The 24,974-nt window shown below is 49.7% G+C and carries 27 protein-coding genes; 7 read left to right on the forward strand and 20 right to left on the reverse strand.

The genetic code is table 11. The annotated features are described in order from the left end of the window. Positions 1-99 precede the first annotated feature (99 nt). The 17 genes from LY85_RS10950 to LY85_RS11030 form a co-directional block, all read right to left on the reverse strand. Positions 100-315, reverse strand: a complete 216-nt coding sequence (locus tag LY85_RS10950) for a glycosyl transferase (protein ID WP_141826664.1) — start codon at positions 313-315, stop codon at positions 100-102. A gap of 154 nt (positions 316-469) precedes the next feature. Continuing rightward, on the reverse strand, positions 470-895 hold the full coding sequence (locus LY85_RS10955; RefSeq protein ID WP_038326168.1) for a hypothetical protein: 426 nt from the start codon (positions 893-895) through the stop codon (positions 470-472). Positions 896-1,106: 211 nt separating this feature from the next. After that, on the reverse strand, positions 1,107-1,304 hold the full coding sequence (locus LY85_RS10960; protein ID WP_141826665.1) for a hypothetical protein: 198 nt from the start codon (positions 1,302-1,304) through the stop codon (positions 1,107-1,109). 85 nt (positions 1,305-1,389) lie between these two features. Further along, positions 1,390-1,836 (reverse strand): hypothetical protein, encoded by a 447-nt coding sequence (locus LY85_RS10965; RefSeq protein WP_141826666.1) that lies wholly within the window; start codon positions 1,834-1,836, stop codon positions 1,390-1,392. 44 nt (positions 1,837-1,880) lie between these two features. Continuing rightward, complete coding sequence (locus LY85_RS10970) at positions 1,881-2,384, reverse strand: hypothetical protein (RefSeq protein WP_141826667.1); 504 nt, start codon at positions 2,382-2,384, stop codon at positions 1,881-1,883. 50 nt (positions 2,385-2,434) lie between these two features. Beyond that, the gene (locus tag LY85_RS10975; RefSeq protein ID WP_141826668.1) at positions 2,435-2,761 is read right to left on the reverse strand and encodes a hypothetical protein; all 327 of its coding nucleotides are present in this window, start codon (positions 2,759-2,761) and stop codon (positions 2,435-2,437) included. A 111-nt stretch (positions 2,762-2,872) separates the two neighbouring features. Further along, complete coding sequence (locus LY85_RS10980; RefSeq protein ID WP_141826669.1) at positions 2,873-3,181, reverse strand: hypothetical protein; 309 nt, start codon at positions 3,179-3,181, stop codon at positions 2,873-2,875. A gap of 73 nt (positions 3,182-3,254) precedes the next feature. Then, positions 3,255-3,737, reverse strand: a complete 483-nt coding sequence (locus tag LY85_RS10985) for a hypothetical protein (protein WP_141826670.1) — start codon at positions 3,735-3,737, stop codon at positions 3,255-3,257. 438 nt (positions 3,738-4,175) lie between these two features. Then, positions 4,176-4,619 (reverse strand): DUF3888 domain-containing protein, encoded by a 444-nt coding sequence (locus LY85_RS10990; protein WP_141826671.1) that lies wholly within the window; start codon positions 4,617-4,619, stop codon positions 4,176-4,178. Positions 4,620-4,643: 24 nt separating this feature from the next. Then, the gene (locus LY85_RS10995; RefSeq protein WP_141826672.1) at positions 4,644-5,378 is read right to left on the reverse strand and encodes a DUF4367 domain-containing protein; all 735 of its coding nucleotides are present in this window, start codon (positions 5,376-5,378) and stop codon (positions 4,644-4,646) included. Then, on the reverse strand, positions 5,371-5,928 hold the full coding sequence (locus LY85_RS11000) for an RNA polymerase sigma factor (RefSeq protein WP_243122533.1): 558 nt from the start codon (positions 5,926-5,928) through the stop codon (positions 5,371-5,373). Before LY85_RS11000 ends, LY85_RS10995 begins: the two co-directional genes overlap by 8 nt. Before the next feature lie 188 nt (positions 5,929-6,116). Continuing rightward, entirely contained in the window at positions 6,117-6,335 is a 219-nt protein-coding gene (locus LY85_RS11005; protein WP_141826673.1) for a hypothetical protein, read from the reverse strand. Between the two features lie 4 nt (positions 6,336-6,339). Further along, positions 6,340-6,783 carry a hypothetical protein gene (locus LY85_RS11010; RefSeq protein WP_141826674.1) on the reverse strand — a complete coding sequence of 148 codons (444 nt, stop codon included), beginning with the start codon at positions 6,781-6,783 and terminating at the stop codon, positions 6,340-6,342. A 72-nt stretch (positions 6,784-6,855) separates the two neighbouring features. Then, a complete protein-coding gene (locus tag LY85_RS11015) occupies positions 6,856-7,356 on the reverse strand; it encodes a hypothetical protein (protein WP_141826675.1) in 501 nt (166 codons plus the stop codon). 98 nt (positions 7,357-7,454) lie between these two features. Then, the gene (locus tag LY85_RS11020; RefSeq protein WP_141826676.1) at positions 7,455-8,060 is read right to left on the reverse strand and encodes a hypothetical protein; all 606 of its coding nucleotides are present in this window, start codon (positions 8,058-8,060) and stop codon (positions 7,455-7,457) included. A 1,351-nt stretch (positions 8,061-9,411) separates the two neighbouring features. Then, a complete protein-coding gene (locus LY85_RS11025) occupies positions 9,412-9,828 on the reverse strand; it encodes a hypothetical protein (RefSeq protein ID WP_141826677.1) in 417 nt (138 codons plus the stop codon). Positions 9,829-10,185: 357 nt separating this feature from the next. Continuing rightward, the gene (locus tag LY85_RS11030; protein ID WP_141826678.1) at positions 10,186-11,583 is read right to left on the reverse strand and encodes a solute carrier family 23 protein; all 1,398 of its coding nucleotides are present in this window, start codon (positions 11,581-11,583) and stop codon (positions 10,186-10,188) included. 254 nt (positions 11,584-11,837) lie between these two features. On the opposite strand from LY85_RS11030, the gene LY85_RS11035 reads away from it, so the two are divergent. The 3 genes from LY85_RS11035 to LY85_RS11045 all read left to right on the forward strand — a co-directional run bounded on the left by LY85_RS11035 (position 11,838) and on the right by LY85_RS11045 (position 15,950). Further along, entirely contained in the window at positions 11,838-13,769 is a 1,932-nt protein-coding gene (locus tag LY85_RS11035) for a fructose-1,6-bisphosphatase (RefSeq protein ID WP_141826679.1), read from the forward strand. 26 nt (positions 13,770-13,795) lie between these two features. Further along, complete coding sequence (gene mutY / locus LY85_RS11040) at positions 13,796-14,866, forward strand: A/G-specific adenine glycosylase (protein ID WP_141826680.1); 1,071 nt, start codon at positions 13,796-13,798, stop codon at positions 14,864-14,866. A gap of 325 nt (positions 14,867-15,191) precedes the next feature. Continuing rightward, entirely contained in the window at positions 15,192-15,950 is a 759-nt protein-coding gene (locus LY85_RS11045) for an SDR family oxidoreductase (RefSeq protein WP_141826681.1), read from the forward strand. Between the two features lie 53 nt (positions 15,951-16,003). On the opposite strand, the gene LY85_RS11050 is transcribed toward LY85_RS11045, so the two are convergent. After that, entirely contained in the window at positions 16,004-16,834 is an 831-nt protein-coding gene (locus LY85_RS11050; RefSeq protein WP_141826682.1) for a Cof-type HAD-IIB family hydrolase, read from the reverse strand. 265 nt (positions 16,835-17,099) lie between these two features. Between LY85_RS11050 and LY85_RS11055 the strand changes: the two genes are divergently transcribed. From LY85_RS11055 to LY85_RS11070, 4 genes are all read left to right on the forward strand, one after another. Next, complete coding sequence (locus LY85_RS11055) at positions 17,100-18,620, forward strand: DUF4118 domain-containing protein (protein ID WP_141826683.1); 1,521 nt, start codon at positions 17,100-17,102, stop codon at positions 18,618-18,620. After that, complete coding sequence (locus tag LY85_RS11060) at positions 18,613-19,317, forward strand: response regulator transcription factor (protein WP_141826684.1); 705 nt, start codon at positions 18,613-18,615, stop codon at positions 19,315-19,317. Before LY85_RS11055 ends, LY85_RS11060 begins: the two co-directional genes overlap by 8 nt. 184 nt (positions 19,318-19,501) lie before the next feature. Beyond that, a complete protein-coding gene (locus tag LY85_RS11065; protein WP_038326195.1) occupies positions 19,502-20,455 on the forward strand; it encodes an L-lactate dehydrogenase in 954 nt (317 codons plus the stop codon). 19 nt (positions 20,456-20,474) lie between these two features. Then, complete coding sequence (locus tag LY85_RS11070) at positions 20,475-21,647, forward strand: malic enzyme-like NAD(P)-binding protein (protein ID WP_141826685.1); 1,173 nt, start codon at positions 20,475-20,477, stop codon at positions 21,645-21,647. Between the two features lie 915 nt (positions 21,648-22,562). On the opposite strand, the gene LY85_RS11075 is transcribed toward LY85_RS11070, so the two are convergent. Together LY85_RS11075 and LY85_RS11080 are read right to left on the reverse strand one after the other, a co-directional pair. Beyond that, positions 22,563-24,260 (reverse strand): phospho-sugar mutase, encoded by a 1,698-nt coding sequence (locus LY85_RS11075; protein ID WP_243122534.1) that lies wholly within the window; start codon positions 24,258-24,260, stop codon positions 22,563-22,565. A gap of 204 nt (positions 24,261-24,464) precedes the next feature. Beyond that, complete coding sequence (locus LY85_RS11080; protein WP_038326200.1) at positions 24,465-24,929, reverse strand: metallophosphoesterase; 465 nt, start codon at positions 24,927-24,929, stop codon at positions 24,465-24,467. Between the last annotated feature and the right edge of the window lie 45 nt (positions 24,930-24,974).

Here is a 24,974-nt window from a genome sequence, read left to right on the forward strand (position 1 = left end):
TGGTGATGAAAGCGTTATCATTGCGGCATTTCTTATGAATGCCTTCGGTAGGGATGGATGTACAGGAAAGACTGGAAAACCCTTTCAGGAGACTCAAATTCACTTGTTCGCTTTTGCTTTGTTAATGAATCCTACCGCAAATATCAAAATGCCGATAATAAGATAGGAAGCAATAAACCCATTTAACAAAGGAACATATTCCCCTGACAGATTCCCTTTCAAGCTGCCCAGTATATTTACCGAAAAATAACCCAAAGGGGTACTGAAAAAAATAATCACTAATCCCAGAAAGAACTGCAAACCATACTTTTTCATGTTTTCACCTTGTATAAAAACCCGGCTGGGCCAATAAGCAACCGGAAATGCTGATTCTTTTTTGGAAACATCCGATTCTGAAGCTGCCGGCAGATGAGGGTATCGGCACCTGCCGGCAGCTCCTTCGCCTAAGTCATCCGATCATTGAAAAAGGTTATCCGCAGTAGTCCTGACAGGAAACGCTGATGCTTTCGGCTGTGCCGTTGCGGTAAACTTTCGCTTTTATTTCGACTTCATAGGTATATCCGCTGGAAACATAATAGGAATTGTCGAAATAGAAAGTCTCACCGCTGGTACTTAGCCCCGTCCAGGCCTTGACGGTTGTTTTGGTCGACCCGACCACCCGTTTCAGGTAAACGGTCGCGGTGATTTGGGTCGTGCCGCTTTTCCCTTCCACGATTGCGGAACAGTCCGCCCGCGTGCCGGAAAAGTCGAGGTAGGCCGACGCGCTGTCGGTATTGGTGTACATAATATGCATATCGGAATCAGAGGAAGCGGGTTTTACCGTAGCAAACGCGGGGACATTCACCGTAATCAGCAGAACAAGGGCAGTGACAAGGGCCATCAGTTTTGTTTTCATAAAGATTACCTTCCTTTTCCATTTATTTTTCCTTCTACTACATTAACGACGGACCCCCCTGTTTTGTTACACTTTTTTTCAAACTTTTTTAAATTTATTTTTGCTGCTCTGAAATTTTGGCAGTCCGGATCTGTTCGGCCTTTAAAATCGTGGGGCTGAGTGTTACGTAATTGACTTTAAAAGGCTATTTTTTTTATTGATATAGGTCAGTTCATAAATGGTCCTTTTCAATAGACTTATAATGAAAGAAAACGATTACCAAAGAAATGATACAACTTCCAATCATCTCTCTTATAAAAAAAGCGGTAGAAAAAAGGGCAGGATCTGATGCAAAAACAAGTACGAGAAAAAAGACAAACCAATTTAGAAAGAACTTTTTCCAATCAATTGATTTTAATTTTTCTTTCATGGGATCCCCTTCCTTCTGCCCTCGCTGCAAACAAAATGACAACCTACGGCCGCCGGTTTCCCGGCGGCTGCTTTGTAATAAACAATCATTCTCCCGGCTTTTTCGGGCGGTATTTTCGGTCTCCGATCGCACGAAGGATCACGGCCACGATGAACACCCCGAGAAGACCCTCTTTCAGCCACAGAAATTCCGGAAGCAGCAGAATCACCAGAAGAACAAGCAGGAACAGGAAGAAAAACCGATCGATACACCGGTAAAGGTGATAAAAAGGGCTGCTTCCAGGCTGCATGGGAAGATAGTCTTGTTCCATAATGCCTGCCGAATTGACTTCACTGGTTACAAGCCAGAGCAAAAATAAAACCACCCTGATTTGCCAGTAGGTTCTGGGAATCGACCACGCGGCCACAAGCAACGCCAAAGCTATAAACAGGTAAAATCGTTCAATGAACGGAAACAAAAAGTGCACCAGCTTATTGCGGAATTTCTTAAGAATATCCACCGGAACCAGTCCTTTTCTTAAATACGATTTCAATACGAATTAGCCCTCCTAATACCCAGCGGGAAGGCCCCCTTCGCTTATTCGAGATTTACAGGAATCTCGATATTCTTACCATCCAATTGGACAATTGCGGTTTTGTAAAGATTTCTCCCGGAATCGTAATAGTCATATATCGTAAAAGGAAGATGCGGATTCTCTTTCCGGTCAGGCGTCATGTTCATCAGTAAAATATCACTGACAGTTTCTCCGTTCGTTCGAACCAGTTTAATATTGCAGCGCGGCACGTTTTCCCAGCGTCCTTCCAGGAGCACCTCCCCCGCTATAAATCCTTTTACGTCCTTAACTTCATCCTTTGAATCATAAATTGAGATATCCGGAGATTTCTTTTCCAAAAAGACACGATAGTCCCGGTAACGGGTGAACTGAACGCGAGTGTTGCCGTTTTTGCCGCTGTACCGTGCGGTTTCCGGTTCCTGACGACTTCCAAATAAAGAGAATCCGGCCAGCAAGAGTGCAAAGCAGCAAAGCACTACAGTTCCCAGTATTACTCCACGCTTTGTGAAATGCTTTATAAATTTCATAATTCACTCACCCCTCCATTCAGCCATCCTCTGTAAGCCCTCATTCTGTTTTATTCATCCGGCTTTTTCGGGTGGTATTTTCGGTCTCCGACAGCGCGAACGATTATGCCCACAATGATCACACCAGAAAAAACACGCGCAATTAATATCAGTTCCGGAATCAGCAGGATGACCAGCCAAATAAGATAAAAGGGGAAGAAAAATCGATTGATAACGCGGTAAATACGATAGAAAAAATCTGTTTTAGGCTGTATGGAAAGATGGTCGCGTTTCATGACACCTGAACTATAAATGTCATAAATTAAACCCAAAACCCATAGTACTATAAGCGCCTTCTTCATCAATTTTTTAACCTTTTTAAAATCATAGTTACCCATTTCGCCAAAACATACGAAAATTAAAATATTTAGCTGAGCGAAATTAGACTTTAATAAAATGCAGGGAAGTCAGGAAGCTTCTCCCACGATAGGTAACATTTAAAAAAGTTTCTAAAAGTAAATCTTGAGAAGGATGGCTGCTAAAATAAAAAATGCAAAACAAAGCATCACAATTCCCCAATAAAATTCGTCTTTTTTTTCTGCGGTCTTCGCCCTTGAGCGAATAAATGGAGATCCCACAATCAACATAATTGCAACAACACTGCTCATTTCTGAAAGAATAGAGTTTGACTGCCAAAATGTACGGTTATAAAGGAAAAGAGAAAATCCAAGGATAATCATGAAGATACTTATTGCTAAATTTTTACCTGATATTTCTCTCAAAAGATCACATCCAATCTCATTGAGGAATAATTCCATTATTAGCAGCCACCCAAGTTTTTATCTTGGGTGGCCTTCCTTCTAAACAAGCAAAAGTTCTAATAGTTAGTAACTAATTGCGAATCACCGCTGGAGCATTTCCCTCAAAAACTTTAATACATGGGCTTCCGGGCACTTCGAGCGTACAGGCAGAGTCGTAATATGCATGAACATATTCTGTAGTCCTAAAATATGCAAATTCTCCATTCATATATATCTCTTCATAATAATTCTGGCACACAAGATAATTTGCATCATCCTTAAGCTTTGATATTGCAACTCCTAGTGTGGTCGCTATTGGCCAAGGAGTTCCCGCAAAAACGGTCCCTATTGCCGTAGCTAAACCCAAGGCATCTGTTATACCCGATACATTTATCGTCTCTTTTGGGCCCCACCAAGAGCCATGCACTTCCCTTCCACCTGCAGTAATACTTACGGGTATCTCTGAGCTTAATCTGCTCTCCTTTTCCGCCGCAAACCCCGGTACGGAAATAGCAAGCGACATTGCCAAAACAAGAACCAAACTGATTATTTTTTTCATGTTATGTTTCATCATTTTATTCTCCTTCATTTTGTCAATAGTTTCAATTTGAGCGGAAATGAATGGAGGAATTTTTCACCCCGTTACCGGTCCACCGGAACCACTTCTTTTCTTCTATATTTATTTTCAATGCGCGCATTTGAAATCTTTTATTTTTCCTTCTATAACATTAACGACGGACCCCCGTGTTTTGTTACACTTTTTTCCAAACTTTTAAATATTTTTTTGTTCCCTGTTAACCGACTGCAGCCGCCGGTTTCCCGGCGGCTGCTATTATTCTACGCGATCGCTCTTTGCCAATTAGGATCTATCTGCGCGTTCTGACAAAATTGGTAAAGTTTTCTCATATAACTTCAACCCGCCGTTTTTTCCCATGATGTCCCGGAAACAACAATTTTTCCATTCGATTTCCTTGGAAAGTAAAGGAGAGAGTTCCGGCCCTCTCCTTGCAACTCATGGCAATGGTTTTTTGATTAATGATTGAAGATTTTGAGGTAAATCATAACTTTTCAAATGCTCATATTTTTTCATGTTGACAGTCCCATCTGCTGATATCTCAAATGTCATTTTATCTCGTCCGATAGAAATATGTGGACCAACATAGGGCTCTAATTCGACTGTTACGGTATAAATTGAACTGCCTACATCTCCGACAATGCTTGTGATTTTAGAGTCTCCCAAATAGGCAGCGACTGTCGGCTCAATAGATATATACGGCTCGTAAAAATCATCAACAGATTTTTGAATTTTAGGAATTAAAAGTGTCATTACGATTTTATCTAATCTTTCTGAATCGTCCGAGCTTACAGGGCTTTTACCTGTGTATCCTAAAGCATACACAGTAACACCGGTTGCAGCAATTACCAACACCAGTGCAGCACTTAATAGCTTTTTCATTTTATCGCCCCATATTATAATATTTTATTGCTGCTCCGCACTTTCGGCAATCCGGATCAGTTCATCCTTTGAAATCGTGGAGCTGAGTACGAGGCTGGTCTTTTTGCTCTGCCAAAGGACATAGGACCTGTCCTGAGCCCCTTTTGCCTCAAACAGGACCGCTTTTTCCCCTTTTATGGTAATTTCACGATAAGTGGTATGCTCGGAGTCGATCGACATTTTTCCCGCTTTATCCAAAGGTGTCTGCGTAAAGGTCACGGAAGCGCCCTTCCCGTTTTCATAAGTGGTCATGTGGACGGGCCCGACATTCTTTTCCTCCGCCATAAAAAATCCTTCCGGAAGATACTGCGGCTCCCATACTTCCGGCTGTTCCCCCGCAGGGGATTCTTCGGAGGGAGCGCCGCTCGTCGTTTCCTCAAAATAAATATCCACGTGCTCCGCTTTCCACTCCAGTACGGAATTGAAAATGGCGTTCCTGCTCGCTTCCACGCTCAGCAGGCTTCCCAGGGAAATCGGGATAATGATGGCGGCAATGACCGCCGCCCGTTTCGCAAGCCCCAAAAACTTCTTCCGCCTGCTCCGGCGGTCGCTTTCCTTAATGAGGTCCCGTATCCTTTTTGTAAGCCTTTCCGGGAGCGCGTACTCCCCGCTCAGCTCCTGCCCGGACGGAAGAGCGTCCAGTTCACGCCGAAAATCCTCCGCTGCCGCCGCTTTCAGAAGCGTGTCAAACAGCCGGACGTTCAGTTCCGATTCATTCATTGCCTTTCTCCCTCCTGCTCATCTCTTGCATAAGCGCCTTTCTGGCACGCTGAAACCGAACGCGGACATTTTCCTGAGAAATTGCCAGCATTTCTGCGATTTCTTCATCCTCATACTCATAAATCAGCTTCAGTCTTAACACATCCCTGTAACGTTCGTTCAGGCAGGAAAGGCAATCCATAACAAAATGATAGCTCTCCGCGGAAACGATCGATTCCAGCGGGGCGTCGTCCTCCGCCGTGGGGACTTCTGTTTCCAGCTCCTCCAGCGGAACACTGTGCCTGCGCTTTTCGCTTTTCAGCATATCGTAAGAAATATGTCTCACTATGATAACGACTAACCCCCTGGTTTTGTTACAGTTTTCAAAGTGAAATTTTTGCAAATTGTCAATAATTTTAATAAAAGCCTGTGAAACAGCGTCTTCCGCGCGGGCCTGATCCTTCAAAATGCTCTGTGCTATGTACAGCATGGTGCTGCCATGCTTCCGGTAAAGCTCCTCTACGAGGCTTCGGTCCGCCTCGTTTTGAATTTCCTGTATAATAATCAGCACTTTTCATTCCCTTTCTTATTCACAAGAATTAAGTTATTGTCATTATAACAATTTGGTCGCAATTTTACAAATAGGAAAGGAAATTAATTCAAAAAATGGAAATTGTAAGAGCAAGGCCACGGATGCCCTGTGGTATCCGTGGCCTTACATTAAGAGAGGAATATTTTCCCGGAAAAACATGCGGAATATTATTTCTCCGGCTTATTATCTTTTGGGATATGCTTAAACAGGAATCTCCTGATATTGTCTCTCCATATGATCAGATTCAGGATGACCAGGCCTATGATCTTCAAAACATACCTGTCATTCGGCAAATACGCCGTAATGATAAAAATGATACTGCCAATGCCCGTAATGATATACCTTTTTGCATTTTTCAACTTCTGCATTCCTCCGAAATACTTCATATCTCTATTCTCCGCCAAAGGAAATAAGGGTGGCCAGGAAAGCAATACCGGCGGCGATGACCAGCAGGCTGATCCCCTGTTCTTTCCGGATAATCAATTTATTCTGCGCTTTGCTTTCCCGGGCGATTTCAATGCCGTCCGGGATGAAAAGGACGACAAACGACGCGATTGCGAAAAACAGATAATACCGTCTGAAAAGAAAGCCCAGGATAAGAGGAACTCCCCAGAGCGCCCGACAAATCAGCTGGAAACTGCTTTCCGTTTCCCCGTCGCTTTTTCCGGTAATCCTGAGCACCAGCTTTTCAATACTGTCCCGGGACAGTATCATAAAATATATGACCATGGCGGCCACCTTGAGAGCGTACCAGTCAAACGGTGCCAAAAACCAAAAAGCGCCGGCCGCGGAAGCGATAAACGGAAGTGCCGGATGATCGATTATTTTTTCCATGCGTTTCAATTCCCACATTCCCCCAGACTGATCTTGTGATATCCTCGTAGACGGGCGCACGGTGCTTTCCTTTTACTCAAGATTTACAGGAATCTCAATATTTTTCTCTTCCAACCGGACAATTGCGGTTTTGTAAAGATTTCTCCCGGGATCGTAATAGTCGTATATCGTAAAAGGAAAATTCGGATTTACTTTTCGATCAGGTATATCAACAAACGCAATCGTGTCGGCAGACTCCCCGTTTCCCCTGACAAGCTGAATATCGCAGCGCGACACATCTTCCCAGTGGCCGTCAAGGGACACCTCTCCCACAATAAACCCTTTTACATCCTTCAGCTCCTGTTTCAAATCATAGATCATGATATACGGAGATTTCTTCTCCAAAAAGAGGTCATAATCCCGGTAACGCGTGAACTGTACGCAAACACTGCCGTTCTTTCCGCTGTACCGCGCGTTTTCCGGTTCCGGAGGGTCGCCGGGGAAAAAGAAAACGGCAGCCATAAGCACAAGGCAGCAAAGTATCACGCACCCCGGTATCGCTTCCCGCCTGATAAAATGTTTCGTAAATTTCATGATTTACTCATTCCCTCCTTCCGTTTATTCCTCCGGCCTTTTCGGGCAGTATTTCCAGTCACCGACGGCGGAGGATCAGGTCCACGAATTCAGAAAAATCAGTGAGCTTCTTCCACGATCGGTGCATCAAAAGGAAAATTGGCAATGATAGGGTCTAAAGATACCTGCGGAACGAGCCTCGTTTCTAACAGAAAATTAGTTAGGCCAATATATTTTATCGTTTTCTGGTTGATTTCGTCGTCTTCATAGATGGCCAAGAACCCCTCTATCTCCTGATGCTGGTTTTCATATTGATCTCCTCCCAAATCGTCAGGTAAGCGACCGGCGGTGTATGGAATCAAATTATGTTTATAGACCTTCCAGTTGGATGAATTCAATTCGTCCACCTTCCATTTTTTCATCATCAACTGCAATAATTCATTATCCCGCTTCTTCACCGACTGCATTGCCTTTTCCCGGTCCTGAAAGGTACAGAGCAGCCTGTTTTTCCTGCCGTTGATTTCCACAACATTTTTAATGACCACAGGTTCTATCTCATGCATCTGTGAGCTAACAGATGCTCTTGAATTCTCCGGATATGCTTGTATAGACCTGGAGGTAGTTACTCTTCCCTGCGAACTTTTTATAAGGAAGCAAACGACTAAGGCCAAGATAACGATTCCAAGGATTTCTATTACCGTTGATCGCTTTCGTGTTTTCTTCATACAACACTTCCTTTTACGGGATGATGGTACCTTTCTTTTTCTCCCTACAACATTAACGACTGATACCCTTGTTTTGTTACACTTTTTTCCAAATATTTTTTTAAGTCAGTCTCTCAATCTGTCAGCAATGCGGAAAATTGTTTTCCGGCAAAACAGAACCACACCTAAAAAACAGCCATGAGTACACTTTGTACTCATGGCTGTTGCCACAAATTCTTCAGCTACTCTCAAAGGAGAAACCATCCTTTTAAATGTTCCTCATTTCTAAAATTCATTGATAGAACAACAGATGTACGGTAAACGTAATGGCAAAATAAAGGATAAACATACCAAACAAGAAACGAACATCATTTGCCAGACTGCCGCTCTTCCATGCAAAGCAATGCCATTTTCTGCACTCCTTTATGATGGAATATATGGTAGAAACATTAAAAGTAAGTAAAGCTATTATGGGAGCCAAATACAGTTCACTGGGATATATTTTTCTTAAAGATGCTCCATATCCTAATAGGATGACCCCTATAAAGTAAAAAAACATTTCAATGGACTTTGGAAGATCTTTCTGTTTCAGAGCCGCCCCTCCTTTAAGAAATCTAATTTTGGTGCAATACTTCATTTTGCCTTTTTACTATGATAGAAATAGCCCCCTGCACCGAGGATAAGCTCTGCAACCGCTAAAAAATAAAAATTTCTTGAATTTATATGTAAGATGTCATCAGAGAAAGATGTTGGATGTGTTATTAAATAGATCATAAAAATTCTGGATAAAACATCTGAAAAAAATATAGAGATGCCTAAAGTCACACAGCCAAGCAGAAATAATATTCCCGAGAAAATTGCTGAAATCTTGTGCAAAGTTATACTCCAATCTAAATATTAATAGATTTTTTCCTTCTACAACATTAACGACTGACCCCCTTGTTTTGTTACACTTTTTTCCAAATTTTTTTATAAATTCCGCAGGAGGACAAACAAAATCGGCCCATCGGCCCTAAGTACACTTTGTACTCATGGCGCCGTTGTGTGATCTGACTGTTTTATTCCCACTTTTAAAAGCCTTTGGCTCTTTTATTTTCGGTTGTATATTATTATTAATGATAAAATATATACAGCAGAAATGATCCAGTAGATGATTTTTGTAATAAAGGCCATTTTATGATTGTTTTTTTTCTCAAAGTAACTGCCGATAATATTCGTTAAAACCAATACAATAACCCAAATAATCATAAAAATGATATTTAGATATTTATTATCTACCATTATGCTTTTCCTTTCTTCACAATTCTTATAAATCATCTATGAGTATGATAAGAAATTAGTCCCTGCTACAAAAACAGGGACTAATTCTAAATTACTTCATCGGAATAGCTTGAGGCTCAATACTATAAATTCCAACAATGGGTGGTGTGCTATAAACTACAAAGAAATGAATTACTACACCCGATCCACTGTTTTGGTATTGAAGATCAGCTATATATGCTGCTAATGATATGGATGCAACTAATTGCGCAATTTTATTCGGAACTAAGCCCAATATAGGAGACGATAATGTTCCAGCATTTATTGTTCTAATTGTATCAGCATTATTCAAATATAAATCGAACCCATTAGCCGTAGACACGTACTTGGTTACTCCTGTCAGTGGTACACTTTGCATCGTTACTTGCGATTCCTTTTCCTTAGTAGCCGCAAACCCCGGCACAGAAACAGCGAGCGACATTGCCAATACAAGAACTAAACTGATTATTTTTTTCATGCTATGTTTCATTGTTTTCATTCTCCTTTATTTTATCGTTTGTTTGTATTGAGCGGAAATGAATGGAGGAATTTTTCACCCCAAACCTTGCCCATCGGAATCATCTCTTTCTTCAGCTAATTTATTCTAAATGCGTGTCGCGCGCCATGCATTTAACGGCTTTTATTTTTCCTTCTACAACATTAACGACGGACCCCCTTGTTTTGTTACACTTTTTCCCAGATTTTTTAATATTCTTTTAAATCGGTTTTTTAAGCTGTCAGCGATGCGAGAAACTGGTAAACAGAACCGCGCCTAAAAAAGCGGCCATGAGTACAAAGTGTACTCATGGCCGCTGTGCGGTATCTTTTATTTCTATCTAACGAGGGATTATTCCTCCGCCGCCGGTTTTTCCTTTCCGATATTCAGAACCAGGTTCAGCAGGATTCCGAAAATCGCCGCGGTGGCAATTGCCGGGAATTTCGCGCCGAACATGGGGATCATGCCGTCGGAAAACGCGAAGCTGCCGCCGATGCCGATGGTCAGGACGGTGGCGATAATCGCGAGGTTGCGCGAGTCAAACATATCAACCTTTTTGCTGATCATAATGGTTACGCCCTGCGACGCGATGACACCGAACAGGTAAATGGAAATGCCGCCGATCACCGCGTTGGGAATCGAGTAGACCGCCGCGGTCAGCGGGGTGAAGCAGGAAATAACCATAGTGATGATGGCCGCCGCAATCAGCATCGGCGTGGAAAAGTTCTTGGTAATCGCCATGGTGCTCAGGTTTTCGCCGTAATTGGTGCCGGCCGGTCCGCCGACCACACCGGAGATCATGTCGCCAAGGCCGTCGCCGATCAGGTTCAGCCCCAGCTTGTCCGAAATATTGTACCGCTTATCGGAGCCCTTTTGTTTGGCAAGATTGTTTACATAGATATCGAGCTGATAAAGATGGGCCGTGGATTCCGGAATGGTGGCAATCGCGATCGGCATAATCGCCCCGACCGCCGCCCAGCTTGCTTTCGGCAAAGTGAAGTGCGGGAGCGCGAAGCCGATCGCCGGAATGGAAAACAGGGTGCTTGTTTCCGGAATTTTATTGAAGTCGCAGAAGGCGATTCCGTAGATGCCGCCAAGAACCAACGCCAGAACATATCCGGTCAGAAGGCCGAGCAGAATCGGGATCTGGCCCCAGGTACCTTTCAAGTAAACGGAGAACAGGACGGTCACGAGCAGGGTCACAAGGCAGATGGTCCACGACAGATTCAGCGCAAGCGCCTTTGTCGCGTCGGTCACGCCGTTCGGCAGGTTCGTGGGATTGCTCAGGGCCGTGCCCGCGAGGGAAAGACCGATCACCATGGCAATGCTGCCCGTAATGGTGGGAGGAAGGACTTTTTCGATTGCCTCCTGCCCGAACTGCTTGATGATAATACCGGCCGCAATGGAAACCAGTCCGGATAGGACGATGCCGAACTGCGCGGCGGCGATTTTGTCATCGGCCACCGGGCCGGCAAACGCCTGTGCGCCCGTGATGGAGCAGATCGCCGTGATGTACGAAAAACTTGATCCGTAGAAAAGCGGGATTCTTCTTCCTGTAATCAGGATAAATCCGATGGTTGCAAGTCCGCTTGCAAAGATCGTGGTGGAAACATGGAATCCGGTGAGCAGTGCGACCAGCACCGTAGCCGGAAACATCACGATGATCTGCTGGAACGCGAACAGCAGCAGTTTCAAAAAAGGTGGCTTTTCATCAGGCAAATAGCCCGCTGCGGGTTGTTTGGTTGACAAAGACGATCCCTCCGTTTATTCAATTGGTTTTTGGCTTTCCGATTATTATACCGTATAATTATCCACAATACAACATAAAATTTAATTTTTGTTCTTTATTATTTTACACCGTTACGATTGATTTTTTGTTGAAATTATACTATCCTATAAAAGTAAGCGTCAAAATCAACAAGAATATTCATCTGATATATGCTATAATCACAATTCAATGCGCTGCGCATGGGCCAACGAATAAGAATGAGGAGGCAGATTTCATGATTGACGAGCGCTATCTAAAGCTTCTGGCCAAGGATTATCCGAACGCACAGGCCGCCGCATCCGAAATTATCAACCTCAGAGCGATTCTAAGCCTGCCGAAAGGCACCGAATATTTTTTCAGCGATCTTCACGGAGAGCACGAAGCTTTTCTGTACCAGTTAAAAAGCGCGTCCGGAGTCGTCCGGAAAAAAGTCGACGAGCTGTTTGAGCAGTCCCTGTCCGAAGGGGAGCGCACGGCGCTCGCCCGGCTGATTTATTACCCGGAAACCGAGTACTGCGCCGCAAAGCAGCGGGAACCGGCGTTTGACGACTGGTGCCGCATCACCATTTACCGTCTGGTAGAGGTCTGTAAAGAGGCGTCCTCCAAATACACCCGTTCCAAGGTCCGCAAAAAGCTGCCTGAAAGCTTCGCCTATATCATTGACGAGCTCCTGCACGCGGACGGCGGCAGCAACAAGCCGCATTACCACAGCGAAATCATCCGCTCCATTGTGTCGACCCACATGAGCGAGGAGTTTATTACCGCGCTGTGCAACCTGATCCAGCAGCTTTTGATCGACAAACTACATATTATCGGCGATATTTTCGACCGCGGCCCGCGCGCCGACGCGATTATGGACGCGCTGATCAACTGCCACGACGTAGACATCCAGTGGGGCAACCACGATATCTCCTGGATGGGCGCCGCCGCCGGAAACTGGGCGTGTATTGCCAATGTGGTCCGCCTGGGCATCAGCTACAACAATTTCGACCTGCTGGAGGACGGCTACGGCATCAACCTGCGCGCGCTGTCCATCTTTGCGGAACAGACCTATCACGACGATCCGTGCGAGTTCTTCATCCCCCATATTCTGGATGAAAACCAGTATGACCCCGTGGATCTCCCGCTGGCGGCGAAAATGCACAAGGCCATGGCGGTCATCCAGTTCAAGGTAGAGGCGCAGCTCATTAAAAAGCATCCGGAATATCACATGGACGACCGGATCCTTCTGGATAAAATCAACTTCGAGAAGGGGACGGTCACGCTCGGCGGCAAAGAATACCCCCTGCGCGACAGGCTTTTCCCCACGGTGGACCCCAAAAATCCGTTGGAGCTGACCCACGCGGAAACCGAGCTGATGAAAACCGTCGCGTCCTCGTTCAGCCACAGCGAACGGCTGGAAAAGCACATCCGTTTCCTGTATTCCCACGGCAGCATGTACCTGCGCATCAATTCCAACCTGCTGTACCACGGGTGCATCCCGCTCCGGGAGGACGGCAGCCTCGACTCCGTCCATTTTTACGGCCGCGACCATTCCGGACGCGAATATCTGGAATTTTTGGACGGCATGGTACGTACCGCCTATTTCGCGCCGTCCGGTTCCCCGGAGCGCGAAAACGCGCGCGACCTGATGTGGTACCTGTGGAGCGGGGCGAGATCGCCCCTGTTCGGAAAAGCGAAAATGTCCACGTTCGAGCGCTATTTTATCGACGCGCCCGAAACGCACCGGGAGAAAATGAATCCCTACTATACGCATATTGAGCACCGCTCCACCTGCGAAATGCTGTTAAGGGAGTTCGGCCTTGACCCGTCCTCGTCGCACATCATCAACGGCCACGTCCCCGTGAAAGCGGGAGAAGTGCCGGTCAAGGGCGAAGGCCTTCTGTTTATGATCGACGGCGGCATCTCCAAGTCCTACCAGTCCCAGACCGGGATCGGGGGCTACACCTTCATTGCGAATTCCCGCTATCTGGCGCTGGCGGAGCACAAGCCGCTGAAATCCGGCTGCAACGTGTGCGAAACCTCCCCGAGGGTCATGGTGGTGGAAGCAATCAAGCAGCGCGTCACCGTGGAGGACACCGACAACGGCGCCGAGCTCAGCCGCCAGATCGAAGAACTGACCGCGCTGCTGCAGGCTTACCGCAGCGGCACCATCAAGGAAAAATAAAACGATAAGGAAATTGAAAACGATTCATGGATCATCAACTGCAGAAAATCGTACAGCCGCTGCTTTCGTGGTACGACGCGAACGCGCGCGTTCTTCCGTGGCGCGACAACCCCACGCCCTACCGGGTCTGGGTCTCGGAAATCATGCTTCAGCAGACGCGGGTGGAGGCGGTAAAGCCTTACTTTGAACGCTTTACTTCGGAGCTTCCCACCGTCGCCGCGCTTGCCGCCGCGCCCGAAGAGCAGCTCATGAAGCTATGGGAGGGCCTGGGTTACTACAGCCGTGCCCGCAACCTGCAAAAAGCGGCGCGCGCCGTTGTGGAACAGTACGGCGGCGTTTTGCCCGAACAGCCGGAAGAGCTTCTGCTCCTGCCCGGAATCGGGGAGTACACCGCGGGCGCCGTCGCATCCATTGCCTACGGCAAACCGGCACCGGCGGTGGACGGCAACGTCCTGCGTGTTCTGTCGCGCGTGACCGCCAGCCGGGAACCCATCGGCGACCTTGCCGTCAAGCGCGGTTTCGCCGACCGGCTGCGGGAAATTTATCCCGCCGGGCGCGCCGGCGCTTTTACCCAGTCGCTGATGGAGCTGGGCGCGATCGTCTGCGTGCCGAACGCAGCGCCGAAATGCGAGGAATGCCCCCTGTCCGCCCTCTGCGCGGCACACGCACAGGGTATCGAGCCGGAGCTTCCGGTGAAGGCGGAAAAGAAGAAGCGGACCGTTGAGGAAAAGACCGTCTTTCTGATCCTCTGCGGTGAGAAAGCCGCGCTGCGCAAACGGCCGGAAATGGGCCTGCTGGCCGGGCTCTGGGAATTCCCCAACACCCCCGGCAGACTTTCTCCACAGCAGGCGGCGGATTGGTTGAAAACTTTGGGCGTTTCTCCCGTAAAAACAGAACGCCTTCCCGCGTCAAAGCATATTTTCACGCACAGGGAGTGGCACATGACGAATTACCTCGTTACAGCAGAAAGCACCGCACTGGATGGCGCCTCACCGGACAGCGGCCTTGTCTGGGCGGACCGTGAGGAGCTGGCCCAAACCTATACGCTGCCGACCGCCTTTCAGGGCTGCCTGCGGCAGTTTCTTTCCCGAAGCTGAAAATCCCCGGAAAACGGAAAAGGCCGTCAATCCGGATGGCTCCGGTCTGACGGTCTTCCTATTCGTAAGTTGTACTGCGTAAAAAATATCCGATAACGGTTGTAGTATAGCATAATTTTTTTGAATTAACAATGAATAAATTGTGAACATTTCGACTTTTTCTTCGTATTTTGCAAATTACAGCAATTTTACTCAGAATTGCGAGATACTGAACCGGAAAGGCTTTCCAGCAACTCCCTTTCAATTTGCGAAACAAAACGCAACCCTGTTGCAGAATCAACTGGAAATGCCGTAATCGTATTTGGTGTTAGAAAAGGAGAATAAGATGAAAGCTTTGATCACCGGGGCCAGTTCCGGAATGGGCCGGGACATGGCAAAAATTCTGAGCGACAGGGGCTGCGACCTGATTCTGGTCGCCCGCCGGAGGGACCGGCTGGAACAGCTCGCATCCTCGCTGAAAACCCATACGCGGATTATCTGCGCGGACCTTTCCGTGGAGTCGGAGTGCACAGCGCTTTACGAACAGGTCAGGAGCGAGAACATCGATATCCTGATCAACAACGCGGGGCTGGGCGTTTTCGGCGCGTTCGACACAACCGACCTGAAAAAGGAGCTGCGGATGATCGACACCAATATCCGCGCGGTGCATATCCTGACCAAGCTTTTTCTCAGGGATTTCAAGGCGAAGAACGCGGGCTACATTATGAACGTCGCCTCTTCCGCCGCGTTTCAGCCGGGCCCGCTGCTCTCCTCCTATTACGCCTCCAAGGCATATGTCCTGCGCCTGACGGAAGCCGTTTACGAGGAGCTGCGCCGCAGCGGCAGCCGCGTGCATATCTGCGCGCTCTGCCCCGGGCCGGTCCGCACGGAATTCGATTCGGTCGCCGATGTGAAATTCAGCGTAAAAGGGCTGGAAAGCCGGTATGTCGCGGAATACGCCCTCCGGAAAATGTTTGCGGGAAAGCTCGTGATCGTCCCCGGCACGCTGATGAAATGCACCCGTTTTTTCGGCAGATTCCTTCCCGAAAAACCGATGCTCAGAATCGCCTACCATATGCAGAAGCGGAAAACCGGCGAAAAATAAACGGCACCCCCGGCGCCTTCGTACAAAACGGAGCCGCCGGGGGCTTTTTATGTTCAGTGGATATCCAGCAGCTTTTCGATCGCGTGTGCCACTCCGTCCTCTTCGTTGGTCAGCGTTATATAATCGGCGATTTGGCGGACGGATTCGTGCCCGTTGCCCATCGCCACGCCGCAGCCGGCGAATTTCAGCATCTGCAGGTCGTTGCGCTCGTCGCCGAAAGCCATGACCTGCTCCGGGGAAATTCCCAGCATTGCGCTCAGGTGGCTCAGCGCGTCACCCTTGCTGGTGGCGGCGGCGTTGATTTCCAGATTGTTCCCGAAGGAAGCCGTAAGGGTGTATTCCATTTTTTTCGTCAGCTTTTCCACCAGTTCCCGGCGGACGTCCTCCCCCATGAAGGGGATATTGATCTTTTCAAGGCACAACCCGTTTTTCTTTAAAAACCCGGGAAGGTCTTCCACAAAAGTCTGATATTTCAGAATCATATCCCGCAGGACCGGCGGGTAGTCGCGAAAGGAGGAAAGCAAACTGTAGTGCTGTTTATCGATATAGGAATGCCCCCCCGCGTAAGCTTCCACCATCACGTGATAGGGCATCAGAAAATCAATGATCCAGTCGCTTTCCTCAGCCGTCATCTGGTTCGTGTAAATCACTTTGTCCTTTTCCAGATCCACGGCGGAGGCGCCGTTGGACGTAATGGCGTACCGGATGGAACCGACATCAAGCATTTCCTTCGGGATCATATTACGCATGCGGCCCGTAGCCGGCACAAGCTCAATTCCCCGCGCGGCGGCGGCCCTCAGTATCCGAACGGTTTTTGGCGACACGGTTTTATCCGTTTTCAGAACGGTTCCGTCCATGTCGAGTGCGATCAGTTTGATGTCCAAAATTGATTTCCTCCTCAGGTTTTTGTCTTTGCTTCTATTATAACATGCTTAGCCGCTCCGGGTGAGCATCTCGCCATTTTATTCCTGAAAAGTCCGATTTTTGTGTTAATCCACCAATTAAAACAGGTTTTATTCAAAAAAATTTTATCTATTTAGTCTTTTATTTTCGTCAAGGTGTATGTTATAATGTACTCGTATACCGTAATTTTTTAATAAATTTATTAAAATCGGGAAGTGATTTATAATTAGAAATAAGAGTAGGAGTTTGGTCCGTTCATCCCCAGTTTCCTCCGTCAGCTTTTTGAGGGACGCTTTAAAAAGCATCTTCGTTCTGGGTGCCGCCACTTCTGTTTCTTTTCTGATTGTAAAATTATCCGGCAGTTACGACCATTTGGCAGTTGTGTATGTTCTTGCGGTTGTGCTGGTTTCAAGATTCACCGCGGGCTATCTGTGGGGAATCCTTGCGGCAATCACCGGTGTGATCGGCACAAACTACTACTTTACCTATCCTTACCACGCATTTAACTTTACCATTTCCGGCTATCCTGTCACCTTTATCAGTATGCTTGCCGTGTCGATTGTCACCAGTGCGATGACGGCCCGGATCAAGGAACAGGCGCGGCTTTCCGAACAGCGGGAAAAGCGGACGGAAAATCTTTATGAATTCAGCAAAAAACTGGTTGCGGCAGGCGATTCCGACCAGGTTGTGGCCCTCACGCTGGAATATCTCTGCAGATATACCCGTCAAAGCGTGATTTTCTACCTGACGGACCCGCTTTCCTCGCAGGGGACCGTAAAAAGCACCTGCGACCACCACCGGATTCTGCTGGATTCCAAGGAAGAAAAGTCCGCGGCACATCAGGCTTTTACAACCAATGTAAAAACGTCCACGAAGGACTGCCTGTATCTGCCCCTGTCCTCTCAGGAAAAAATTCTGGGAGTGGCCGGCCTTGTTTATGAAAACGAAGAAAAACCGGAACCCGGTATGCTTACCTTCTTCGACCTTCTGCTTTCTCAGGCCGCGCTGGCGCTGGAGCACCGGCAGCTGGCCGAAAAGCAGCAGCGCATTATGATGGAAGCGGAAAAAGAAACCATGCGCACCAACCTTTTACGCGCGGTGTCGCACGATTTAAGAACGCCGCTCACCAGCATCCTCGGCGCCAGCGCGGCCATTGCCGAAAACAGGGACCTCATCGATCCTGCCGCCCATGACAAGCTGATTTCCGACATTCACGAGGAGGCCGAATGGCTGATCCGGATTGTGGAAAATCTGCTGACCGTCACGCGCATCAGTCAGAAGCCGGCAGCACTGAAGAAATACCCGGAGGCCGCAGAGGAAATCGTAGCCGAAGCCGTAGGGCGCATCCGGCGCCGGTACCCCCGGGCGGAAATCCATGTTTCCGTCCCCTCTGAATTTTTGATGGTTCCCATGGATGCCACCCTGATTGAACAGGTCATCATCAACCTGCTTGAAAATTCCATTGGGCACGCGGGAAAAGCGGTTCCCATCGGGCTGGAAGTGTTCGTTGAAGGGGACCAGGCTGTCTTCCGTGTCAGCGACAAGGGAAAGGGGATCCCGGAGGAGGAGCTTTCCTGCCTGTTTACGGGAACTTCCCCCGCAAAGAATAAAAGCAGCGATTCCTCCAGGGGAAACGGCATCGGTCTGACGATATGCATGTCCATTGTGAAAGCGCATGGAGGAAAAATGACCGCAAAAAACCGGAAAGACGGCGGCGCGGCTTTTACCTTTGTGCTGCCGCTGGGGGGAGCTGAACCCGATGATTAACAAAGCCACCGTCCTGATTGTGGAGGATGAAGCGCCAATCTGCAATTTCATCTCCACGATCCTGACCGCAAACGATTACCGTACTCTGAAAGCGGAAACCGGCGCCTGCGCCATTTCCATGATCTCTTCCCACTGCCCCGACGTAGTCCTTCTGGACCTGGGGCTGCCGGACATAGACGGTCTTGAGGTTTTGAAAGCGGTCAGAAACTGGTCGGGTATCCCGATCATCATTGTCTCCGCCCGCGGAAACGAAACGGAAAAGGTCGAAGCGCTTGACCTGGGCGCGGACGACTATATTACCAAACCCTTTGGCACATCCGAGCTGCTGGCCCGCATCCGCACCGCTATCCGCCACAGCATCAAAATGGAAACCGGCGAAGATTTCCCCGGCGGCCTGTTCACGAAAGGCGGCCTGACCATTGACTTTGACAAACATATGGTTACCGTGGACGGGACGGATGTCCACCTGACCCAGATTGAGTTCAGGATCGTCGCTCTGCTGGCCAAGCATGCGGGCAGCGTACTGACCTATGCTCTCATCATCAACCAGGTGTGGGGGCATTTCGCGCAAAGCGACCGGCAGATTCTGCGCGTAAATATGGCAAACATCCGCCGCAAAATCGAACAGAATCCCGCCGAGCCCAAGTACATATTGACGGAGGTCGGCGTCGGCTACCGCATGAGCGACGAGCCGTAGCACGGCCAAAAATGGTTCTTTCCCTTTTCCCCAGGGGGTTTTATAAATTTTATCGTTATTTTTTTAACACTTGGCTCGAATTTTCGTCTCTAAGAGAAATTAGCAATAATTTCCAGCCTGTTTGAAGTCGTGAGTATAAACGCCCCATTTTGTAAATTCTAATATTATATCTGGAGGGATTGTCATGAAAAAAGGTAATAAGATCAGCATCCTCGGCGCCGGAAACGTAGGCGCAACAATCGCATATACGCTCACTCTGGACGGAATGGCGTCCGAGATCGTTCTGGTGGACATCAACCAGAACAAAGCGAAGGGCGAGGCTATGGACATTATCCAGGGAACCGCGCTGTGCCCGCCGGTAAACATCTACGCCGGCGATTACCCGGATATCAAGGATTCCGATATCGTCATCGTGACATTGGGCGGCGCACGCAAACCCGGGCAGTCCAGAATTGACCTTGCACAGGGCAACGTCAACATCATCAAGAGCGTCATGCCCCAGGCCGTGCGTTATGCGCCGGACGCGATTTATGTCGTTGTCAGCAACCCGGTGGACATCATCACCTACACAATTCTGAAAACAACAGGTCTGCCGGAATCACACGTTTTCGGCTCCGGTACGCTGCTTGATTCCAGCCGTCTGCGCGAGAGCCTTGCGCGTACGCTCGAAATCAGCCCGAAAAATATCCATGCCTATATGTTCGGCGAGCACGGCGATTCTTCCATGGTGCCGTGGTCCCTCACCAGCGTCGGCGGCATCCCGCTGAGAACCTATCTCAACAGCATGAGTGACAGGAACCCCGGTTTCAAAGAGCTGGACCTTGCGGCGATCGAAACCGAAGTCCACACCTCCGGCGCACAGGTCATCAGCCTGAAGGGCGCGACCTACTACGCGATTGCGCTGTCCGCGCGCCGTATCTGCGAGTGCATTCTCCGCGATACGAACACCGTCACCACTCTTTCCGGCATGATCCACGGCGCTTACGGCATTGACGACGTCTGCCTCAGCCTTCCCTTTGTCCTTGACTGCCACGGCATCAGCAGCATGAAGGCGCCCGAACTGACCGCCGAGGAGCAGGAAAAACTGCTTGCCAGCGCTAATATTCTGAAGAGTACTATCGCTTCTCTCGATATTTAATTTGAAAGGATGTATATAAATGGATTACGCAAAGGAATCGCTCAGACTTCACCGCGAATGGAAAGGCAAGATTGAGGTCGTCTGCCGCGCGCCGCTGAACACACGCGACGATCTGTCGCTCGCTTACACCCCCGGCGTTGCCCAGCCCTGCCTTGAAATTCAAAAGGATGTCGACCAAAGTTATGAACTGACCCGCCGCTCCAACCTTGTGGCGGTTGTCACCGACGGCACCGCGGTGCTCGGACTCGGCGACATCGGCCCGGAAGCAGGCATGCCGGTTATGGAAGGCAAATGCGCCCTGTTTAAGGCTTTCGGCGACGTGGACGCGATTCCGCTCTGCGTCCGTTCCAAGGAAGTGGATGACATCGTCAACACCGTCCGCCTGCTCGCAGGCAGCTTCGGCGGCGTCAATCTGGAGGATATCTCCGCTCCCCGCTGTTTTGAAATCGAAAGAAAATTAAAAGAGTGCTGCGATATTCCGATTTTCCACGACGACCAGCACGGCACCGCGGTTGTTACCCTTGCCGCCATGCTGAACGCGCTGAAGCTCACCGGAAAGAAGCTTGACGAAATCAGGGTCGTCACCAGCGGCGCAGGCGCGGCGGGAATCGCCATCATCAAGCTGCTGATCGCGCTCGGCCTGAAGGACGTCATCATGTGCGACCGCAGCGGCGCCATTTATGAGGGCCGCGATGGCCTCAACGCCGAAAAGAAGGAAATGGCCGCGATCACCAACCACAGCAAGCGCAGCGGCAGCCTTGCGGACGTGCTCAAGGGCGCGGATGTGTTCATCGGCGTTTCCGCTCCGGGCTGTGTGACCCAGGAAATGGTCAAGAGTATGAACAAAGACCCCATCCTGTTCCCGATGGCAAACCCGACTCCGGAAATCATGCCCGACCTGGCTCTCGCGGCAGGCGCCGCGGTGGTCGGTACCGGCCGCAGCGATTTCCCGAACCAGATCAATAACGTTCTGGCTTTCCCCGGCATTTTCCGCGGAGCGCTGGACGTCCGCGCAAGCGATATCAACGATGAAATGAAGATTGCCGCGGCTTACGCGATCGCGGGCTTCGTCACCGACGACAAGCTTTCTGCGGAGTACATTATTCCGAGCGCGCTCGACCGCAGCGTGGCCACCGCTGTTGCGAAGGCCGTTGCGGAAGCCGCCCGTAAAACCGGCGTGGCAAGAATCTGATCTCTATTCGCCAAAAGCCCTTTCTCTTTTCAGAGAAAGGGCTTTTTCGAGGTTTAGGCCGAAGATTTGCTCGTCCGGCTCACTCCCTCAGTCAGGCTGCGCCTGCCAGCGCCCTCGGGGAAGGGGTCGAATCCCCTGCATCCCTCTGTGAGGGAGGTGCCGCGCCCGGCGCGACGGAAGGAGTCAATCACGCATAACTGTCTGGGCGCATCGCCGCAAGTAGGAGTTGATCGTCAGCTTTGCCCTCAGGCCGGGCGGGCCCCTACTTTCGGTTCTTGTACGAAAGTAGGCAAAGTACGCGCAGGGGGATTTTTAATTCCCGGCGGGAGGGTCCCATAAAATCCCCCTGCACCCCCAGGTATCCCCAAAGGGTTTTTGTGAGATACGGGACTTGTATGGTTTTCATTGACGGAGGATACGGAAAAGGAAATTAAACTCCTTCGAGGAAGGGACAGAATCCCCTGCCTCCCTCCGTGAGGGAGGTGTCGCGCCCGGCGCGACAAAAGGAGTCTTGGAGCAATCCGCTCCCGATTTAATGTAAGCCAATTGGAAGCGTCGCCGTAGGCGCATGCCGACCGGCAGGTCCGCGCCCGACGCGACGGAAGGAGTCTCGAAGCAATCCGCCCCCGATTTAACGTAAGTCAATTGGAAGCGTCGCCCTAGGCGCATGCTGACCGCATGGTCCGGAGGGAGGCAACACGGCGTTTTTGCGCCAAAAAAGAGGTTAAGGAAAAAATCCTTAACCTCTCAACATATACAGACCTTACCGCCCACATGGACAGTATGCAAGATGCATGGCGCTAATTCCAATATATCGCGCGAACCACGATTGTTCGTACTGTATAACTATTACTTAGTATATCCCGAATATTTGATTTTGTCAACCCTTTTTCGCGTTTATTTCAAATTTATTTTTTAACCGATTCCCAAAGCGCCGGGAGCCGTGTCCTTCAGCTTCTCCACCAGCGCCGTCGATTTCTCTTTATCCGCGCCCATAGCCGAGATATAGATTTTGATTTTCGGTTCCGTCCCGCTGGGACGTACCGTCAGCTTGCTCCCGTTTTCCAGCCGGTACTCCAGCACGTTGGATTTCGGCAGCAAAATATCGCCCATGGTGCCGCCGTCACACCTCTTTGAGGTTTTGTAGTCACTCCAGCCGGCGACGCTGCATCCGGCGACCTCCTTCGGCGCGTTTGCGCGCAGGTTTTCCATGATGCGGTCCATCTGGATCATCCCGTCCTCGCCCTCAAAGCCGAAGCTGACCTGACTGTTTTCATAGTAGCCGTATTTTTGATAAAGCGCGTCCATCGCGTCCACAAGGGTCATGCCCTTTTTACGGTAATCGTAAGCCATCTGGCAGATCAGCATGCTGGCGTCCACGGCGTCCTTGTCGCGGACATACCCGCCGGAAAGATAGCCGTAGCTCTCCTCAAAGCCGAAAATATAGCGGTCGGCTTCCCCGTCCTCTTCCAGCAGAGCAATCTGGTCGCCGATGTATTTGAACCCGGTCAGCACATGCCGCAGCTCGATTCCGTAGTCCTTTGCGACAGCCGCCGTCATGTCGGTGCTGACTATGGTGGTCACCGCCACGGGTTTTTTGGGCATGGTACCGTTCTGCAGGCGGCCGCGGGCAATAAAGTCGAGCAGAAGCACGCCCACCTCATTGCCGCTCATCAGGATAAATTTGCCGTGCTGGTTGACGGCGATCCCGCAGCGGTCGCAGTCCGGGTCGGTGGCAAGCAGCAGGTCCGGCTGTACCTTCTCGCAAAGATCAAGCCCCTTTTGCAGCGCCTCTTCGATTTCCGGGTTCGGGAACGGGCAGGTGGCAAAGGTCCCGTCTGGGAATTCCTGCTCCGGTACGACGGCAACGTCCTTCACGCCGATTTTGTCCAGAATCCGGGTAACGCAGACGCGCCCCGTCCCGTTCAGCGGCGTGTAAACAACCTTCAGCCCCTCGCATTTTTCCGTAAAGACCCGCTGTTTCATCACTTCCTCCAGGAAGGAATCAATCACTTCGTCCGAAATATAGCTGACGGTTCCCGCTTTTACGGCGTCGTCGAAATTTACGCGCTTCACGTCATCGAATATATCAAGGCTGTTGATCTCACTTAAAACCTCGTCCGCCATTTCAAGGGCGATCTGGCAGCCGTCGCTGCCGTAAGCCTTGTACCCGTTGTACTTGGCGGGGTTGTGGCTGGCGGTAATGCAGATGCCCGCGTCGCAGTGCAGATAACGCACCGCGTAAGAAAGCGTCGGGGTCGGGGAAAGCCACGGATAAATATGCGCCTGAATCCCGTTCGCGGCCAGCACCGCCGCGCTTTCGCGCGCGAAAACATCCGATTTGATGCGGCTGTCATACGCGATCGCCACGGACGGCGACTTTCCGTGCTTGTTCAGATAATTGGCAAGGCCCTGCGTCGCCTTGCGGACGGTATAAACATTCATCCGGTTGGTGCCCGCGCCGATCACGCCGCGCAGGCCGCCGGTGCCGAATTCCAGATTCCGGTAGAAACGGTCGTTGATCTCTTCGGGCTGATTCTGAATTTTTTTCAGTTCTTCGGTTAGGTCCGGGTCATCCAGCTTCGTATTGAGCCATCTTTCATATTCCGTCATGAAAAACATTCCTTTCCAAATATAGAAACTCCACCGCTTGCCTTTTCGGCAGCCCCCTCGGGGAAGCGGCTGATCCCCGCCGTCCTCCGTGAGAGAAGCGGCGCGCCCGGCGCGCCGAAGGGAGTTGCTCCCGGCAGGTCAAAGCAGGGCTTTCAGCATTTCATAATTCTCATTAAGATTACCATTTGTTCCGAAAAGTGTCAATCAGATTTTCACGATATTTGTGACAACGCCGTTCTCCGTAATATCGAGGATTCCGTAAGTGCCCCGGCTCCCGTTCAGGCTGCCGGGATTCATGATATACAGCCCGTCCTCGTAATCCGTCATCGCGTAGTGGGTATGGCCGAACAAAAGAATATCCGCCTTGCTGCCGCGCGCCGCCTCGATCGCTGTATACAATCCGTATTTAACGTTATAAGTATAACCATGAGTATAGAAAATACGCTTGCCGGAAAGGGTGATTTCCCCGTCCACCGGCAGCGTGGAACCCCAGTCGCAGTTCCCGCGCACCAGAAGAAACATTTTTTCGGGGAAGCTGCTCTGGATTTCCTGCGCTTCCTCCGCCCCGTCCCCCAGGTGGATGACCACCTCGGCGGTGGGCTGTTTTAAAATTGCCTCGCGCAGGGCGTAAGCATCCCTGTGCGTGTCTGAAACCACTAAAATCCGCATTTTAAAAAACCTCCGAATGGCGGCGGCTTTCCGCCGTCATATATG

It is taken from the genome of Clostridium sp. KNHs216, assembly GCF_006714885.1.
Taxonomy (GTDB): domain Bacteria; phylum Bacillota; class Clostridia; order Oscillospirales; family Acutalibacteraceae; genus Caproiciproducens.